The organism is Vibrio clamense (assembly GCF_050337905.1).
In the GTDB taxonomy this organism is placed as follows: domain Bacteria; phylum Pseudomonadota; class Gammaproteobacteria; order Enterobacterales; family Vibrionaceae; genus Vibrio; species Vibrio cortegadensis.
Genome location: NZ_JAKJTJ010000025.1, coordinates 48,316 through 65,498, shown reverse-complemented (window position 1 = coordinate 65,498; position 17,183 = coordinate 48,316). Strand labels below are relative to the sequence as shown.

Annotated in this window: 17 protein-coding genes; 8 read left to right on the top strand and 9 right to left on the bottom strand. The window is 41.1% G+C overall.

From position 1 onward, the window contains the following. Positions 1–3: 3 nt before the first annotated feature. The 4 genes from L4C39_RS13775 to L4C39_RS13760 form a co-directional block, all read right to left on the bottom strand. Complete coding sequence (locus tag L4C39_RS13775) at positions 4–693, bottom strand: P-loop NTPase family protein (RefSeq protein WP_136994651.1); 690 nt, start codon at positions 691–693, stop codon at positions 4–6. Further along, on the bottom strand, positions 693–2,801 hold the full coding sequence (locus L4C39_RS13770) for an SLBB domain-containing protein (protein ID WP_017051589.1): 2,109 nt from the start codon (positions 2,799–2,801) through the stop codon (positions 693–695). The genes L4C39_RS13775 and L4C39_RS13770 overlap by 1 nt, the downstream gene beginning before the upstream one ends. Further along, positions 2,788–3,648 carry an OmpA family protein gene (locus tag L4C39_RS13765; RefSeq protein WP_429746424.1) on the bottom strand — a complete coding sequence of 287 codons (861 nt, stop codon included), beginning with the start codon at positions 3,646–3,648 and terminating at the stop codon, positions 2,788–2,790. The genes L4C39_RS13770 and L4C39_RS13765 overlap by 14 nt, the downstream gene beginning before the upstream one ends. A gap of 75 nt (positions 3,649–3,723) precedes the next feature. Next, on the bottom strand, positions 3,724–4,050 hold the full coding sequence (locus L4C39_RS13760; RefSeq protein ID WP_017051587.1) for an STAS domain-containing protein: 327 nt from the start codon (positions 4,048–4,050) through the stop codon (positions 3,724–3,726). 338 nt (positions 4,051–4,388) lie between these two features. Here L4C39_RS13760 and L4C39_RS13755 point away from each other — a divergent pair, with 338 nt between their 5' ends. Then, on the top strand, positions 4,389–5,264 hold the full coding sequence (locus tag L4C39_RS13755; RefSeq protein WP_261889442.1) for a DNA ligase: 876 nt from the start codon (positions 4,389–4,391) through the stop codon (positions 5,262–5,264). 82 nt (positions 5,265–5,346) lie between these two features. On the opposite strand, the gene L4C39_RS13750 is transcribed toward L4C39_RS13755, so the two are convergent. Beyond that, positions 5,347–6,717 carry an MATE family efflux transporter gene (locus L4C39_RS13750; RefSeq protein ID WP_113795569.1) on the bottom strand — a complete coding sequence of 457 codons (1,371 nt, stop codon included), beginning with the start codon at positions 6,715–6,717 and terminating at the stop codon, positions 5,347–5,349. Between the two features lie 183 nt (positions 6,718–6,900). Between L4C39_RS13750 and L4C39_RS13745 the strand changes: the two genes are divergently transcribed. Beyond that, complete coding sequence (locus L4C39_RS13745) at positions 6,901–7,515, top strand: riboflavin synthase subunit alpha (protein ID WP_429746421.1); 615 nt, start codon at positions 6,901–6,903, stop codon at positions 7,513–7,515. 126 nt (positions 7,516–7,641) lie between these two features. On the opposite strand, the gene L4C39_RS13740 is transcribed toward L4C39_RS13745, so the two are convergent. Then, complete coding sequence (locus tag L4C39_RS13740; RefSeq protein WP_113795565.1) at positions 7,642–7,845, bottom strand: CPXCG motif-containing cysteine-rich protein; 204 nt, start codon at positions 7,843–7,845, stop codon at positions 7,642–7,644. A gap of 242 nt (positions 7,846–8,087) precedes the next feature. Beyond that, on the bottom strand, positions 8,088–8,957 hold the full coding sequence (locus L4C39_RS13735) for a fructosamine kinase family protein (RefSeq protein WP_171756727.1): 870 nt from the start codon (positions 8,955–8,957) through the stop codon (positions 8,088–8,090). Between the two features lie 231 nt (positions 8,958–9,188). Here L4C39_RS13735 and L4C39_RS13730 point away from each other — a divergent pair, with 231 nt between their 5' ends. From L4C39_RS13730 to L4C39_RS13720, 3 genes are all read left to right on the top strand, one after another. Continuing rightward, positions 9,189–10,154: a response regulator gene (locus L4C39_RS13730; RefSeq protein WP_429746418.1), complete on the top strand. Its 966-nt coding sequence runs from the start codon at positions 9,189–9,191 to the stop codon at positions 10,152–10,154. Then, positions 10,154–11,107: a sensor domain-containing diguanylate cyclase gene (locus L4C39_RS13725; protein ID WP_017051580.1), complete on the top strand. Its 954-nt coding sequence runs from the start codon at positions 10,154–10,156 to the stop codon at positions 11,105–11,107. The genes L4C39_RS13730 and L4C39_RS13725 overlap by 1 nt, the downstream gene beginning before the upstream one ends. A gap of 232 nt (positions 11,108–11,339) precedes the next feature. Then, positions 11,340–11,684, top strand: a complete 345-nt coding sequence (locus L4C39_RS13720) for a DUF3802 family protein (RefSeq protein ID WP_113795559.1) — start codon at positions 11,340–11,342, stop codon at positions 11,682–11,684. Between the two features lie 26 nt (positions 11,685–11,710). On the opposite strand, the gene L4C39_RS13715 is transcribed toward L4C39_RS13720, so the two are convergent. Beyond that, complete coding sequence (locus L4C39_RS13715; RefSeq protein WP_429746415.1) at positions 11,711–12,202, bottom strand: C40 family peptidase; 492 nt, start codon at positions 12,200–12,202, stop codon at positions 11,711–11,713. Between the two features lie 110 nt (positions 12,203–12,312). On the opposite strand from L4C39_RS13715, the gene L4C39_RS13710 reads away from it, so the two are divergent. Then, complete coding sequence (locus L4C39_RS13710) at positions 12,313–14,370, top strand: methyl-accepting chemotaxis protein (protein ID WP_429746413.1); 2,058 nt, start codon at positions 12,313–12,315, stop codon at positions 14,368–14,370. 30 nt (positions 14,371–14,400) lie between these two features. Here L4C39_RS13710 and L4C39_RS13705 read toward each other — a convergent pair whose 3' ends face one another. Beyond that, the gene (locus L4C39_RS13705) at positions 14,401–15,204 is read right to left on the bottom strand and encodes a sterol desaturase family protein (RefSeq protein WP_017051576.1); all 804 of its coding nucleotides are present in this window, start codon (positions 15,202–15,204) and stop codon (positions 14,401–14,403) included. A gap of 76 nt (positions 15,205–15,280) precedes the next feature. Here L4C39_RS13705 and L4C39_RS13700 point away from each other — a divergent pair, with 76 nt between their 5' ends. Both L4C39_RS13700 and nagK read left to right on the top strand, forming a co-directional pair. Next, entirely contained in the window at positions 15,281–16,027 is a 747-nt protein-coding gene (locus tag L4C39_RS13700; RefSeq protein WP_429746411.1) for a tRNA-uridine aminocarboxypropyltransferase, read from the top strand. 145 nt (positions 16,028–16,172) lie between these two features. Further along, a complete protein-coding gene (gene nagK, locus L4C39_RS13695; RefSeq protein ID WP_113795552.1) occupies positions 16,173–17,081 on the top strand; it encodes an N-acetylglucosamine kinase in 909 nt (302 codons plus the stop codon). Positions 17,082–17,183: the final 102 nt, after the last annotated feature.

Genomic DNA, 17,183 nt, shown 5'->3' with positions numbered 1-17,183 from the left:
TCATTAAAGTGGTAAATTTAAAAAATCATTGTTATAGATTACCGATTCTAATTTCGCTCTTAATGACTTGGGAATCAGCTTAAATTTATTGAGTTGTCTTACTATCTCTTGAGCCAGCGATGGATGTTGCTGCATGTTCATAACACACCCGAATAAGTTAATTGAACTCGCGGAGAGCAGTGATTTCGCTTTTGTTAGGTGATGCGCTGATGTCACACCTGTAAGCATAACCAGTAGAGTACAATCACATGCACTCGCAACACTTTGAGCCGGGATATTCCCCTTATTTACCTGTAGTAGTGGGGAAGTATCAATAACAATACGCTCATATTCGTTGAGCCACTGTGCCACTTTTCTCTGTAATGTAATTGGATCTTTGTACGCAAGTTGAGTCGACGTCTCTTTTGGCGCGGGTAAGCCTACAAATAATTGATGAGTCTCACTATATTCTAGCCAATGTTCTCCATCCTGTGTGGAACTTAACTCAAGATCCAAGAAAGCGGGGTTAAACAAATTGAGATCGACAAGTAAGGTTTTGTGTCCGGCAAGTAGGTAGCGCTCTGTTAATGCCGCTGCTACTGATGTTACGCCGTCACCTGAATGACAGGCTGTTATGCAAATAGAGCGGCATTTTTCGAGTTCAGCTGATAAATAGAGCTGTTCAATCTCAGCATGAGTAGCAGATATAGCCATTAGAGTGCTCCTATTAATACGATTGTGGTGGCAATTTGTAATACATCACGTAAACCTGAACGAGCTTGTTCGATGTAACTTTCGCTACGATCCGGAATGTAAATTGTGTCGCCAGCTCGTAATACAGGTAGTTGATAAATATTCCCTGTTTTGCTGAATTTAATGAGGTCGAATGTTCTTGATTGTCCTTCACAGCACGACATATTCACCACGCTGATTTTCTCTAAGTATGCCGAATCACTTGGGCCACCAGCTTCAGCTAAAATATCCAGAATTGTCATGTTGTCATCGAATACATAACGACCGGGATCATTAACCGCCCCTAAGATCCGCACTGTTGATTCTTTAGAACGATCTAACCAGTTACGGTCTTTTTCTGGAATATAGATGGTGTCCCCAGTTTTAACTTGTGGAAGTAGAGATTCATCACCCGTTTCAAAATAAAGAGATAAGTTCAATTTACTAACTTGAGAGTAAGTTTTATCTCTATGAGTCACGCGAATATTATGAATGTCGGCATCTTTAGTTGGTCCATCAGCAGCAGATAAGATATCTAAAAAGTGCATTTGATTGGTAAAACGGTACCTGCCTGGAGCGTTAACTTGGCCAAAGACATAAATAGACGAATCTGAGCTTTGGCGAACCCATTGAGATTTATTGTCTGATGGATCTTGAGGAAGATCGTGTACACGTACAATCGCACCCGCTCTGATGACAGGAAGATCACTTCGTTGAGCGCCGTTTATTATGTAGCTATCTAAATCAAAGACTTGCATCTGTCTTCCGCCGGATACCACTTCAATTTTTGTGGTGTCAGCTCGAAGAGTCGGGCCACCTACATGAGCCAGTAAATCCATCAAGTCCATTTCATCAGACCATTCAATACGGCCGGGGCGTACAACCTCACCAATGACATTAACCGCTCTATTCGGTGCAATCTTTAACCATGATTTTTCATTCATATCTGTTTTTTCAGGAACGAAAATGGCATCACCTGATTGAATCGCTGGTGGCTTGATTCCGTTTAAGCCTTCAGTGTATGCCGCTAAATCAAACTTAATGACTTTACCGTTAGCCTTTAAAATTCGAATTTGGCGAGACTCTGCAAATCGAGTAGGTCCACCTGCGTTAGCGAGAATATCCATAAATGTTGCGCCTTTTTTCCCTTCAAAAGCACCTGGTTGAGCAACTTCACCCATGACGTATACGGTATTCGCCCCTGATTTAATCTCTTCTTCTTGCATTGGAACGAAAATAGTCGAACCGGGAAGAAGTGTAGGGAGTAAACTTGAGTCGCCAGAATCGAGATAACGCTTTAGATTAAATAGAGTTGGTGCGTTGTTGCTGATCACTCGAATCTGTTCGACGCCTGCGTAACGAGTAACACCACCAGAACGCATCAGAATATCCACAAGATCGGCATCTTTTGTATATGAAAATGACCCCGGCGCATTAACTTCACCAAAAACTTTTATTGCTAACCTCGCATCTGAACTGTCACCTGAATTTGCAAGTTTTGAAGCGTCGAACTCTTGCTCAATGTTACCCACAAGTGGAGAGGCTGGAACAAATAAAGTATCAAGGGATTTTAGAGCAGGTAACAGATCTTCATTACCCGTATCTAAGAAGTTCTTGTAATCAAAATCTTGTTTTTGAGCACCACGTTTTAGCTGCATTTTATTAAGTTGGGCACCTGAACGAAGGCCGTCCGCAGCGTAAATTGCCATTTGGATGCTGGCACCTTCAGGTAAAGTATATTCACCCGGCTTCTTTACATAACCTTGAATTGAAATAAGCATCTGACGCTTTTTAATGAACACTTTTGCGTTTGTTAGGTCACGGAAAACACTCTTTAGTGCGGACTTCACCGTTTGCTCTAGTTGGGCCTCGTCATAGCCTGCGACAAAAATAGGACCAATCTCAGGCAGCGTTATTCTTCCACGCTTATTTACTTGAAATCCTTTGTTTAGCGTCTCTTCACCTGGTAGGTTAACTTGAATCAGGTCACCTACCTGAACGACGTCTTCTGCCGCATGACTATGAGAAGAGAGTGAAGCACCTGTAAATATAAATACAAGCGTTGTGAGTAGTAGGCTAGTCCATTTCATAACGAACTCCTTGGTAAGCGGCTAGCTCACTTTGCGTTGATTGGCTGTTTTTATCATTCGATAAAATTTCTATGCTGACTCGTCGATTAGTTAACATCACCCCTGGCGTATCACCTTCAAATAGAGGTAAGGTAGATCCTAATGAGTGAGTTGTAATTCTTTGTGGGTTTAGACCAAAAATGGTTAAGTAACGTTTGACCTGCTTAGCTCGACCAAGTGCCAGAGTTTGATTATGTTCTTCACTCCCAGAGGCGTCGGCATGGCCAGTTACTTGTAATGTGAGCGCGTTATATTGTTTAAGAATGTTTGCGGCTTCAGCAAGCTTACCCATGTATTTCGGGTTAATCTCAATAGAGTCGAAAGCAAATTGATTGTCGACATTGAGCAAATCGAATAAATGCGAAACAACAGATAATTGAATTTGAAATTGCGCATCATTTTTAGGTGGGGCGCAGCGAGTTTGTGATGTGACATAGTCTAATTGTTGCTCTAATTGTCTCAGTCGCTTTCTTTGAATGACAAGATCATTAGCGGCATCCAGCAATAAACCACCTTGAAGCTCTCGTGCTATACGGTTTTGTTTCTCAATGGCTTGAACAACAGCAGCAGGGAAACACCATTTTGCTCCTTCTTGAATTAGAGCATCCAAATGCAGTTTGGCCAGTTTCCAATCAAACCTTAACCCATGCTCTGGTCCTAAAGGTTCATCGGGCATTACTGGCGAGAAGTCCGCGTTAGTGTAACTCTCTGCAAGCCCACCAGTACCGCTTTCCGGGTAGCTGGTACAGCCTGTTAAGTAAAATGAGAATACAGCTGTTGCTATGTAAGTCATATATAAGTTTTTCATGCCAACGTCCCTTGTCATTATTCAATTATAGTGAGCAATTAATTATTGTTTTTATTGGAATAATTGCTGGTTCGATTAAGCGTTATTACTACGAGAATTTACTGGGATGGCATGCCCTATACGTAAAAGATTCATGATCTCTAGTGGCTGCCCCTGAACATTTTCAATGCGCATGTTTCGCTCACGTTCGACAAGACGTTTATAGAGATAAACAATCGCACCAACACCTGACGAATCGAGAAAATTAACTTGGCTGAAATCAATTTCAATTTCTGGATGGCTGTCGTGTGCGATGACATCATCGATATGTGGTTGTGCATCTCGACTTCCTGAAGCATCCATATCGCCGCAGATTGAAAGAGTCAGTATTGTGTCGTTAGCTTCAATTTTACGTAGTTCCATGATGATATCTCCTGTTTGGGTATGCATAGATAAGAGCAGAATCTGTGCCAAGAAATATATTCAACTAAATCAGATAGATAAAAATTCTTGTGTACTTTTCTCAATTTAAGAATCGAGTTTTTCTCAATTTGACAGACGAATTATTGAACAATTTAAGTGCGTGAATGGCGAAAATTGACACGGTGAAATCAACAGTTATTTGTGCATGAGTCCAAATTTCATGTAACTGACAAATGGAATATCAGCATGAACTGTTGCCTTACTCGCATGCCACAAGGGGTAGTTTGCTTGTAACGTCATATTGGTTTTTTATAAATCACATATATAAAAAACGTTGGATGAGTACATTGAAAAAAAGAACTGCGGTTTTATTAAGGCTTAACTTTGTCACTATTGCGCTAGCAACAGCATTTCCCTCTAAATCTGAATCAATAGATGAGCGGATACCTCAAGTCGTAAAAGCGAGTCATTACCAGCAGGACATTGATGTGTCTGAATATTGGAAAAGTGAAAAGTTGGATGGGATACGAGCCTTATGGACAGGAAAAATGCTGGTGACACAAAATGGAAATCCTATTTATGCCCCTGATTGGTTTATTGAAAAGTTGCCTCCAATACGTTTCGAAGGTGAACTGTGGGCAGGAAGAGGCAATTTCCATCTAGTACAGCAGACTGTGTTAGACGATATTCCGAATGATGCAGCATGGAAGAAAATCGATTTGATGCTATTTGATATGCCAGATTCAGCCGGTGACTATCAAAAACGCTATTATAATATCTTGGCTTGGGTAAGCCAGTTAGACGTACAACACGTTAAATATGTTGAACACACACCGATAAAAACACAGAAAGAGCTCTTTAGCCAATTGAATAGCGTAAGCGAGAAACTAGGCGAAGGCTTAATGCTGAGGAAGGTGACCAGTCGATACCAGGCAGGACGAAGTAATGATTTGCTCAAACTAAAAAAGCATCAAGATGCTGAAGCCTTGGTGATTGGCTATAAATCAGGGACGGGTAAGTATAAAGGTAAAATGGGCTCTATTTTAGTTAGAACGGGTGAAGGAGTAGAGTTTTATATCGGGAGTGGTTTTACTGATGAGATGAGGCTATTGCCACCAACGTTAGGCTCAACGGTTACGTATCGTTACAACGGATACACCCAAAATGGCGTACCAAAATTTGCAAGGTATTTACGTGAGCGTCCAAATCGATAGGTAACATTTTGCTAAGAGCTAAGAGCTAAGAGCTAAGAGCTAAGCGGAAGCCAACCATACGATCGACTTCCAATTTAGTTCTTTACTGGGAAGCAAATTTCAGTTGAACTGAATCTTCTTGGCTGTGCATCCAATGTAATCTGATCCCAAGCATAACAGCAGCAGAAGATAGGCCAAGAATAAAACCAATCCAAAAACCATGAGCACCCATAGGCTCAACAATCCAATCGGTTAACCCCAAAATACAACCAATTGGTAATCCAATTAACCAATAGGCAATAAAGGTACGATTGAAGATGGCTTGCATGTCTTTATAACCACGCAAAGCACCTGCTGCAATAACTTGAACGGCGTCTGTACATTGGTACACCGCAGCAAATAGCAATAGTTCCATCGCCAGTTCAATAACATCGCGATTATCGGTGTATAGCAGTGAAACTTGTTCACGAAACAACGTGGTTAAAATGGCAGTACCAAAGGCCGTTACTAAGCCAACGATGATCCCAACATGTGACGCAATTCTTGCCCCTTCAATGCTCTCTTCGCCTAGCTTGTGTCCCACACGAATACTAACAGCCGCACCAATGCTCATCGGGAGCATAAAGACAAGTGATGAGAAGTTAATGGCAACTTGGTGCGCAGCCACAATTGTCGGGCCTAAAGGCGCAACTAATAGAGCGACAACCGCAAATAGTGTTACTTCAAAAAATATAGAAGCCGCCACAGGGAAACCAAGCTTGAAGAGTCGAACTTGAGCTTTTAATTCAGGTTTATGAAATTGACTAAACAAGCCTACATGTTGGAGTCTCTTAGCGCTGATTACATAGAGAAGCATCAAAGCAAACATCACCCAGTAGACAATTGCGGTCGCCACGCCACAACCGATACCTCCTAATGCAGGTGCGCCTAACTTACCGTAAACGAACATCCAATTGAGTGGGATATTTAATAGTAAACCGATAAAACCAATCACCATGGCTGGTTTTGTTAAAGCCATACCGTCGGTGAAACTTCTCAATGTTTGGAAAAACAAAAAGGCAGGAACGGCGTACATTACAGCATCCATATAACCGATAGTTTTATCGGCCATAGCGGTTTCAATGTCCATCAATCCTAAAATCCACTGCGTTTGAAATAGCACGGCAAGAATGGGTAAGGAGATGATGACGGCAAGCGTAAATCCTTGCTGAATCTCAAATGGAATTCTCTCTTGCTTACCTGAGCCATTTAACTGAGCGACTACAGGAACAAGTGCCATCAACAAACCAACACCAAATAGGATAGACGGTAGCCAAATACTTGCCGCAATAGCAACGGCAGCCATATCAATAGCACTGACGCCACCCGCCATTATAGTGTCAACGAACCCCATTCCTGTCTGAGCAACAGAAGCAACAAGAACAGGCGTTGATAATTTAACTAAATTAACCGCTTCTTTTTTATAACGATGCACGAAATTCTCCAAAACAAGCATGGCTTTGTTACGTTCTAGCCCTGTGTTCAGTATAGGTAAATGTTCGACATATTATTGGGGTTCAGGATAATCCTTAAATGCTAATAATATGTACAGATATATTGTGGTGAATGATAAAGAAATGTCACAATAAGCACCATTAAAAATTGTCGGAATCAGCAAATGTTTACAGGTATTGTTCAAGGTATGGCAACGATTGTTGCAATAGATAAGAAAGAGAACTTCCAAACCCACACTATTGAGCTATCTGGTGAAATGAGAGAAGAACTTTCAATCGGCGCTTCAGTTGCTCATAACGGGTGCTGTTTGACCGTTACCAAGCTTGATGGAGGACGAGTGTCGTTTGATTTAATGCAAGCTACGTTAAAGTTAACCAACCTTGGCGAACTTAGCGTGGGTAGTGCGGTGAACATTGAGCGAGCGGCAAAGTTTGGGGATGAAATTGGTGGTCATAGTATGTCAGGGCATATTCATTGCCTCGCTGAGATAACTGAAACAATCGATACACCAAATAATCGAACCATTTGGTTTAGCTTGCCGAATGAGCAGAGCAAATATGTTCTTACTAAAGGTTATATTGGTATTGACGGCTGCTCGTTAACCATTGGGGACGTAGAAAAAAATACATTTTGTGTACATTTAATTCCTGAAACCTTGAATCGTACTCTTTTTGGCCAACGCTTAGTGGGGGAAAAGGTGAATATTGAAATTGATCCACAAACACAAGCCATCGTCGATACGGTAGAGCGAGTACTTGCTGCCAGAATTGATCAATAGGACAGGGCTGTATCTAGAAGCTAATCACTTAGTCGCTTCATTTAGTAACTAAAGTGCCAAAAAATACAGACAAAGCAACGGGTAACCAGTCGCTTTGTCGTTTATTTACTGAATCGTATATAACACTTAGAACACTTGCTCATCATCGGAATCGACCAGTAAATCGACTCGATCATGCTGCTCATCCACCGTCATATTTAAATGGATCGCATGACAACAAGCAGGGCAATCATCGTAAAAATTTTGACTTCCTTGTGAAGCATCAAGAGTGATCCCAATTGAGTGTCCACAGTGTGGGCATTGAACTCTTCGTTCTGTGTAGTTACGCATAAATTTCCCTTACACCTTATATACTGAGGTTCTCTTTACTCCTTACACTTTAGATGGTTTGGTTACTTATTGGCGCTAAATAAGTACAAAATTAGCTCTGTCTCATATATTAGAAACTGTTACATTTAAGGGTTTGACGTAAACTCTCAATTACCTGAGTTTAAAGTAAATATTATGTTTCATATAAATACTAAAGCTCTGATTATCAATTTAAACCGCTTCGCCTTTTGCGAACGTGACAATTATGGTTGAGATTGTATTTTTGTAATAAGTAGCTGAGCTTGTTCAACATAATGGCCACCAAACTGATTACAGTGGTTCAGTATATGATAGAGATTATAGATGTCTTTCCTCTCAGCGTAATGAATGTCTAAAGGGGTAACACTTTCGTAGCCCTGATAAAAATCAGGCTGAAATCCTTCAAACAATTCAGTCATCGCAATATCACACTCTAAATCCCCCCAGTAAGAGGCCGGATCATAGCAGATAGGGCCTGACACTGAATTAGAGACGTTGCCATACCATAGATCACCATGAATCAATGATGGGCGAGGGTGATGATTGGCTAAACGTTGATGAATACTTTCTACAAAAGCATCAATATCGCAAAACTCGATACCTTTCTCTTTTAGAAGTTGCAACTGCCAGCCGATTCGTTGCTCTGAAAAAAAACGACTCCATTTTTTACACCACTTATTCGGTTGGTGTGTAGCGCCTATGAAATTATCTCGATCAAACCCAAACTCTTTTTGTTCACCCCATTGGTGCAATTTGGCTAGTTTAACGCCAAAGGCATAACTGTTTTTAGCATCGTCTAACGTTTTGGTTGGTAGATAGTTTAAGACAATGAATGAATTTGTTTTTGATTTACCAATCAACACGAGTTCAGGCACGAATATGGTGGAAGTTTCCCGCAGTAAGCGTAGATTTTCTGCTTCTGCTTCGAATTTAGCAAAAAAATCACGACTATTGACCTTAACGAAATATCGCTGCTCACCATCGCTGATCATGTAGCATTCGCTAATGTCCCCTCCGGAGATTTTGGTTTTTTCGACTAAATTGAAGTCAAACAATAAAGTATCTGATAATTGCTGAGAAATGGCTTGCCACATAATCACCCTCACTAGGTCATTGCTTTATTTACTTTCTATCTTAGGTCATTAATTTAACAATGATTGCTAAGTTCTGCATACTTTTCACAACAAGTGGCTGTAATTGCTCAGAGAACTGAATAAGTGTGATATCGGTCGCCTACATGAAGTCATCCACAGAATTTAACAGTATGAAATACATGTTGGTATGAGTATTATGTATGTTACGAGTATAAAAATTAAAAATGACTTATGAAAATTCTTATTTGTGATGATTCCTCGGTCGCTCGGAGGTCAATCGCCAAATGCATAACACAGACAGACAACGTACAAATAGTATTTGCCAAAGATGGCCTTGAAGCACTGCAAGTTTTAAAAGAGCAAAATATAGACATTTTGTTCTTGGATTTGACCATGCCGGTAATGGATGGGTTCGATGTACTTGCTTCACTTCCCGTTAGCAACTATCAAACTAAAACGGTCGTAATTTCTGGTGATGTACAACAAGAAGCTAAGACAAGGTGTCGAAATCTTGGGGCGTATGACTTCGTATCCAAACCATTTACCGCTGAAATAGCCAAGCCACTTTTTGATGAACTAGGCATTGTTTTCTACTCAGCAAACAAGCCTAAACCCGTTCAAGAAGCAGAAACGATCGATCCTTTAACTAAGTTTAAAGAGTTAACCAACATAGCACTTGGTCAAGGGGCTGCGGTTCTTGGCGATCATCTGAGTGAATTCATTCAGTTACCCATTCCTAACGTCGGTCCATTAACCTATGGCGAATTAAAAATGACCATGGAAGACGTGATCAGTCGTGATAACTCAATCGCAGTGTCTCAACGTTTTGTTGGTGGTGGATTACACGGCGAAGCTTTGGTCTGCTTAAGAGGATCGCATGTTAATGAGATCGGAATTCGTCTTGGTTATACGCCTGAACACTCAACCTACAACGAAATTGTACTAAATATTGCAAACTTATTAGTTTCTTCCTATTTAGTCGCCCTGGGGGAGCAATTAGCAAAACGAGTCGCTCTCAGACAACCTACCGTTTTGGGTCATATTCAGAAAACGCAATCCAGCATTTCAGATTCTGAAGAGATCTTTACTATCGAATATACCTACTCAGCGGAAACACTCGATTTCCAATGTGAAGTGCTTTTCTTGCTCGATAATAAGTCGGTTGCTGAAATTTATAAACTAATGGAGATGATGTAATGTCTGATTTAACTGTCGATATGACGGATTTTCATTGGGTTATGCAGCTAATGGATACACTTGATTCTGGCCTTGTAGTGATTGACCGCCAATATAACGTGTGTGTGTGGAATAATTTCATGCAGTCATACAGTGGTATTCAGTCACAAAACATTATGGGTAAGAATCTTTTTTCTGCCTGTCCAGACTTACCTGAATGTTGGATGCACACCAAAGTTGAAGCCGCGATAGCACTAGCGACAAAGTCTTTCTCAAGTTGGGAAGATCGCCCGTATTTGTTCAAATTTTCAAACTTCTCACCAGTGTCGAGAGGCGTTGAATACATGTATCAAGATGTCGTCATCACACCTCTGCGTTCATTGTCTGGAGAAGTGACTCATATTGCATTGATGATCAATGATGTTTCTGATATTGCAAAGAATAAGATCGAACTTAGAGATGCGAACCATGACTTAGCCAAAATCAGCCGTACTGATGGCTTAACAGGCTTATTTAATCGTTCTTTTTGGGAAGAGTGTCTTAAAGAGCAATTTGATCATGCTCAAGTGGTTAACTCACCTTGTTCGCTGGTGATTTTCGATATCGATCACTTCAAAAGAGTGAATGACACTTACGGGCATACCGTGGGTGATGATGTTATTCGAGAAACCGCCTCTATTTTACTGAAACAAGCACGTAAAACCGATATGTGTGGGCGATATGGTGGTGAAGAGTTCACTGCGGTCTTACCCGATACCACGGCAGATCAAGCCCTTTACTTTGCAGAAAGGCTGAGGAAACGAATTGAAGCAGAGGTGGTAAAATCTTGTGGGGTGGAAGTCAAGTTCACAGTAAGTTTGGGTGTGTGCCAATTTAATCCAAAATTAGGTGACCATTTGGAGTGGATCCAACAAGCTGACGAAAACTTGTACCACTCGAAACAGAACGGAAGAAACCGAACAACAGCCAGTTAGTGGATGGTTGGTGCGTGTTTATTAGCCGGTTTTTGGTGATAAAAACGACATTCAACCAAAAACGCAGCATAACACTTACCGATTAGTGTGAAAATGTGACGACATGTCTTAGTATTAGATTTGATATTGTATTAGTTTAGATACGTTTTCACACTATGTTATAAAGTAGATATGTTGCTTGAACAGGTTGCCGTTTAGCAAATTGTTGTAAGCACCAATACGGAGAAGAAAAGTGGTTGTTGAAACCGATGGATATTTAGCGCTGATTGAGCACCTTTCCTTTAACTTGTCAGTCTTTGCTAATGAGCAAGGAGATACGGGAGAGGAGAGTATTGAAGATATAGTTACTGATATGATTTCATCCAATATCATGGCTATTTTCGAACAAAACCCGGAACTGCATTCAAGTGTACGTTTCCAACTGCTTAAAGAAGCTGATGCGGTAGTTGAAGATCTTGGAGAAGTACTTGCTGGTGCTTGGACTAAGAAAGCAACGAATCAACAGATCGAATTCTTAGATGAATACATTGCATTAGTTAAAAACCTATTTGATACAGCAGTAGCGAAATACGACTGATCAAAATAGACGAGAGTTATTTCGATTTAACTCTCGTTAACTCGTCTTATTTGCCAAAACGCAGAAGCCCAGTACGGGTTATCCAATCTTGAAATAATCACCCCTTTTGATGTTGATGCATGCATGAATCTATTGTTATCTAAATAAATGCCAACATGTCGTGTTTTATACGACGTCTTAAAGAATACTAAATCACCCGTTTTAACCTGTTGGTACTCAATACTTCTACCACGTTCACTCTGTAACGCCGTTGTTCTTGGAAGGGCCAAACCAAGCGCACTACGATAAACCTCTTGAACAAAAGCTGAACAATCAACACCATTCAAGCTGTTTCCACCAAGCCGATAGGGCGTCCCTGACCATTTATTAAATTGAACCATTAGAAGATGATTATCGGGCAGTTGTTCTTCAAATGGCACCACTCTATTTTGACTTCCAATAATATGGCTCGGCGCATTCGAACAACCTGTTATGATTAAACTGATGATTATTGGAAATAAAAGCTGATTTTTATACATAGTAGACCGTCACATAAATGATTTAAAAATGAAATATTGGCGTCATATCCACTTACTAGCATTGCTCTCAATAAATGCAAATGATTGCATCAGTGCTTTAACGGAGAGATATGAAATATTTAATTGGTGTATTTAAATCGCTTTTTCCACGGAACCCATCCATTACTCAAACGATCAGCTTTATTTTTATTGCGCTCATCTCACTAGTTCTTGCACTCATTATCGCCAGTAATAAAGGGCTTGAGAAAATTACGGTTCAATTTAACAATCTTTCGACTCAAGCTCTACCGCTTGCATTTAATAATGCAGAGCTAACACAAAATATTCTAGAACAAGTAAAACTCATAAATTATGGGACTCAAGTTGAATCAGAAGCACAACTAAAACCTGTGCAAGAAAGAATTCAGCAGCTAAAAAGCCTCAGTAATCAAAAGCTGTCATCGTTGGTAGCCATCGCAAAAAGTGCGGACTCAACAATATCAATCGATCAACTTGAAGAGCTAAAACACAGCTTGCAGCAACTACATCAAATCACCGAGTCCGTGATGCAAGGTCAAAGAAATATAGTTGCGCAGCAGGCTCTCATATCCTCGAACGCCACCGCTTTTCGTTACGGTTTGAATTCCATTGGGCCAGAAATGAACCGCATTAGTATGTTCCTCGTAAGCGAAAACCCTGAAGCTTCGGATTCAGCGAACCGTTTTATTTCAAGTGCAACGTCTATGGAAAGTTCGTTTCTTCTAATGATGATGGAAACAACAACAGAAAGCGCATTAAAGTTGTATAAGGAGATGCGAAATCGACAAGCTGGAATTAAGCTTGCTTTTGATGATTTCTCACATTGGCACCCTGATATTGTCGAATATGCCAGCTTGGTTGCACCACTTCAGATGGTGAATGAGGGGTTCGAACCTAACGGTGTCCTAAAGCAGATCCTCAGCAAACTTGAATTCATAGAGAAACAAAATAACGAGCTACAAAAGGCTTCGGTTATCGCCAAAAGTACCATTGGGTTACTTAATCAAACATCAACGATGGCAAGAGATAATATAGCCCAAAGCGAAAAAGTCGTTCACAACACCATGCAGACCGTCTCAAAAGAGTTGATTATATTCGGTGTATTTATCGTTGCCATTGTTGCAATGTCATGGGTCATTTTGAGGGCATGGATCGATAAAGGATTGAATAACCTCAAAAATGGCTTAAATGAAATCACCACTCATAATTTGACCCAACAGCTCAAACTAGTTGGGCCGTACGAGATGCGAGAACTTGCGGTAAAACTGAATCAAGTTATAGATTCAACCAATCAGTCTATTTCGATGGTGACGCGTAACTGCGAAATGCTATACCAAACAGCTGAAATCAGTCACGATGCCGCAGAGCGTTCCAATCGAAGCCTAAATAAACAAAATGAAGCGTTAACTTGTATCGTAGCTACTGTGAGTGAACTTGAGGCTTCAATCCAAGAGATTGCAACCGTAACGAATGATTCATACTCGGATTCTCAGACTGCTTCGGGTCAAGCAACGGCTGGAGTTAAGGTTGTTGATAAAAACAGGCAACGTTTAAAGTCATTGGAACAATCTTTAGATTCTAGTGATCGCGCGATGCAAGAATTGGATATGAAAGTCACAAAAATTCAAGCAATGGTCGACTTGATTAGTGGTATTGCCGAAAGCACCAATCTACTTGCACTGAACGCAGCCATTGAAGCGGCAAGAGCAGGAGAGCAAGGGCGTGGTTTTGCAGTGGTTGCGGATGAAGTCAGGGCTTTGGCTAGTGGAACCTCGAAACAGACGTCAAACATTCGAGTGATGATGAATGATCTTGTGAATGCGGCCCAAGTGTCGCGTAGTGCAATATCAGACTCTAGAGTAGAGATGGTAGAGGCGTTGATATCCAGCGATGAAGTTAAAACCACTTTTGGGGATATTCAACAATCAGTGAACCACATCAGCCAAAGAGTCGAACAGATCACCGTAGCCACAGAAGAGCAAGAACGAGCAACCGCCGATGTCAGTCGTTCTATCAATCAAATTAGTGAGCAAGGGGAACAGACTAAGGTTAGGCTAGAGTCTATGGTTGAGAGTTCTGAGCAAGTGGCTGATATTGCAGCCCAACAGCAAACGATGTTACATAAGTATCAGTGTGCAGTTCAAGCATAAACAAACTCACACTGATATATGGATATTGCCTTAATTATTTCTAAACGGCTGAGTAAGCATATTATCCAACCTTTGTTCATCTGGCGTATTAAAGATAGGTAACCCAATAATCACCTTATCATGGCCAAGTTGCGGCTGAGAAATATAAGTACCAAAGCTTCTGTCCCATATCGAAAGGAAGAAGCCAAAATTAGAATGGGTCTCTTTGACGACCACAGAGTGATGGACTCGATGCATATCAGGAGTAACGATTAGGCGTCGCAAAAATGCATCAACCTTGAGTGGGAGTTTAGCGTTACTGTGATTGAACATCGCACTTCCATTCAAAATAATCTCAAATGCGACAACAGCCAGCGGTGAAATTCCAAGGGCCATTACACATATCATTTTGATCCACATAGATAGCACGATCTCGATAGGGTGAAAACGAGCCCCTGTTGTGACATCTATATCCTGATCAGCATGATGAACTCGGTGTAACCGCCATAAGAATCCAACACGGTGAAATATCATGTGTTGAAAATAGATGATCATATCCAGCAAGATGATACTGAATATGATTTCTAGCCATAGGGGTATCGCGATGGCATTCTGTTCGAGAAGATTGAAAAAGCCCCAACCGTGGTCATGAGCGACAATGGCAACCTGAAAAGCTAATACCGGCATGAATAAACTGAGCGTGACACTGTTTAGAACAATTAAGCCCGCATTATTTAACCAACGAAAGCCTTTACTTTGCGTTAATTGTTTACGTGGAGATCGCCATTCCCAAATTGCACATAAACAAAAAATGACGATAAAAAAGCTAAAACGAACTATTGATGGGTCTTGCATGACATCACTTCCTCTATGAATCTGTCACTACTGTAAGTACAATCGAGCCAATTTTCTATAGTAGTAGCTTATATCAATGCGAATCCACGCTTTTCACCGCTTATTTGAACATCGAATGTCCCTTTCAACCAAACCTTTCAACGCTCGTGGCTCAAAAGTTGTACGTTGTAAGTTCTGTCAAATCATGGTTGATCACTGCATGTGTGAACATCAACCCGATCTTGACACCAACCTTGCAGTGATGTTGATTGTTTCAGACAACGAAGTGATGAAACCAAGTAATACAGGCCGCTTAATACTGGACGTCGTTAAAGAAGGGTTTGTCTATCAGTGGAATCGTACTGAACCTGATGATGAGATGCTCTTACTGCTTAATAGTGATGAATACCAGCCCGTGATTGTTTTCCCAAGTGATTATGCTGATGACAAAACACGTGTATTAGAAAGTTTAGACACGCCATTGAAAGGTGAGAAGAAGTGGTTACTGATTTTCATTGATGGCAGTTGGCGTGAAGCGAGAAAAATATTCCGCAGATCTGATTACTTGGCTCATTTACCCGTGCTTTCCATTAACCCAGAATCTGTCTCTCAGTACATGATGCGAAAATCGGAGAATGAACAACACTTGTCTACCGCTGAGGTTGCAAGTTTAGTCTTAAAGCAGGCACAAGAACCGATGGCCGCACAAACTCTTGAGCTATGGTTTGAAGCATTCAGAGAAAGTTACATGTTAAGTAAGACTCGTTATCGCCCTGACTTAACAAAACCATCCCTAAGAACATTTATTGAGTTTAAAAAATCGAGAGATGCCTCTAATCTTTAACCACTATGTGCAGACATGTTGTTCAACTGATTCTAGTGAAGAGATAAATTCGTACTAGGTCACGGTTTGTAGGGTGGAGGATATGGATAATGCCAATAGTTGATTATTTACGCTCTGGATTTGGAGCGGTTTTAGGAGAGATTTCATGTATTACGGCTTCGATGTTGGCGGCACTAAAATTGAATTTGGTGCTTTTAACGAGAAACTTGAACGAGTAGCGACAGAGCGAGTGCCTACACCGGGCGACGATTACCAAAAGTTGATCGACACCATTGCAGGGCTTGTGGCTAAGTATGACGCGGAGCTTGGCGTTGAAGGTAAGATAGGCCTCGGTTTACCGGGCATGGAAGATGCGGATACTAACGCGGTATTAACCGTTAATGTTCCTGCAGCGAAAGGCAAACAGTTACGTGCAGATCTAGAAGCGAAAATTGGCCGTAGTGTAAAAATTGAAAATGATGCCAACTGTTTTGCTCTTTCAGAAGCATGGGATGAAGATTTAAAAGATGAACCGTCAGTGATGGGGCTGATTCTTGGCACCGGTTTTGGTGGCGGCTTAATTTATGATGGCAAGGTTTTTTCTGGCCGTAACCACGTTGCTGGTGAAGTAGGGCATATGCGTCTTCCTATCGATGCATGGTTCCATCTAGGTGATAATGCACCTCTACTTGGCTGTGGTTGTGAAAAGAAAGGCTGTATGGATAGCTACCTATCTGGTCGTGGGTTTGAGCTTATCTATGAGCACTACTACGGTGAGAAGAAGAAAGCGATCGATATCATTACCGCTCATGCGGAAGGTGAAGCGAACGCAGTAGAGCACGTAGAGCGTTTTATGGAACTTCTGGCTATCTGTTTTGGTAACCTATTCACGGCTTGTGACCCACATGTTGTCGCGCTTGGCGGTGGTTTATCTAACTTCGATCTTATCTATGAAGAGATGCCAAAGCGTATTCCAAAGCATCTGTTATCTGTTGCAAAATGTCCGAAGATCATCAAAGCAAAACACGGTGATTCAGGCGGTGTTCGTGGCGCTGCTTTCCTTAACATTAAGTAATCAAATTCGTTAGATACCGAAGTAAGACGGGACTGGCTAGGTTAGGTTAGGCAATACAAAACTGCACAATAAAAAAGGGCTGATGGCATTTCTCTTCCTAGT

What these genes read in the sequence shown, in the direction of transcription:
- L4C39_RS13710 (WP_429746413.1), top strand. Translation starts at nt 12,313, where the DNA reads ATGAAATATTTAATTGGTGTATTTAAATCGCTTTTTCCACGGAACCCA.
- L4C39_RS13770 (WP_017051589.1), bottom strand. Translation starts at nt 2,801, where the DNA reads ATGAAATGGACTAGCCTACTACTCACAACGCTTGTATTTATATTTACA.
- L4C39_RS13775 (WP_136994651.1), bottom strand. Translation starts at nt 693, where the DNA reads ATGGCTATATCTGCTACTCATGCTGAGATTGAACAGCTCTATTTATCA.
- L4C39_RS13730 (WP_429746418.1), top strand. Translation starts at nt 9,189, where the DNA reads ATGAAAATTCTTATTTGTGATGATTCCTCGGTCGCTCGGAGGTCAATC.
- L4C39_RS13735 (WP_171756727.1), bottom strand. Translation starts at nt 8,957, where the DNA reads ATGTGGCAAGCCATTTCTCAGCAATTATCAGATACTTTATTGTTTGAC.
- L4C39_RS13725 (WP_017051580.1), top strand. Translation starts at nt 10,154, where the DNA reads ATGTCTGATTTAACTGTCGATATGACGGATTTTCATTGGGTTATGCAG.
- L4C39_RS13700 (WP_429746411.1), top strand. Translation starts at nt 15,281, where the DNA reads ATGCGAATCCACGCTTTTCACCGCTTATTTGAACATCGAATGTCCCTT.
- L4C39_RS13760 (WP_017051587.1), bottom strand. Translation starts at nt 4,050, where the DNA reads ATGGAACTACGTAAAATTGAAGCTAACGACACAATACTGACTCTTTCA.
- L4C39_RS13765 (WP_429746424.1), bottom strand. Translation starts at nt 3,648, where the DNA reads ATGAAAAACTTATATATGACTTACATAGCAACAGCTGTATTCTCATTT.
- L4C39_RS13740 (WP_113795565.1), bottom strand. Translation starts at nt 7,845, where the DNA reads ATGCGTAACTACACAGAACGAAGAGTTCAATGCCCACACTGTGGACAC.
- L4C39_RS13745 (WP_429746421.1), top strand. Translation starts at nt 6,901, where the DNA reads ATGTTTACAGGTATTGTTCAAGGTATGGCAACGATTGTTGCAATAGAT.
- L4C39_RS13705 (WP_017051576.1), bottom strand. Translation starts at nt 15,204, where the DNA reads ATGCAAGACCCATCAATAGTTCGTTTTAGCTTTTTTATCGTCATTTTT.
- nagK (WP_113795552.1), top strand. Translation starts at nt 16,173, where the DNA reads ATGTATTACGGCTTCGATGTTGGCGGCACTAAAATTGAATTTGGTGCT.
- L4C39_RS13755 (WP_261889442.1), top strand. Translation starts at nt 4,389, where the DNA reads ATGAGTACATTGAAAAAAAGAACTGCGGTTTTATTAAGGCTTAACTTT.
- L4C39_RS13715 (WP_429746415.1), bottom strand. Translation starts at nt 12,202, where the DNA reads ATGTATAAAAATCAGCTTTTATTTCCAATAATCATCAGTTTAATCATA.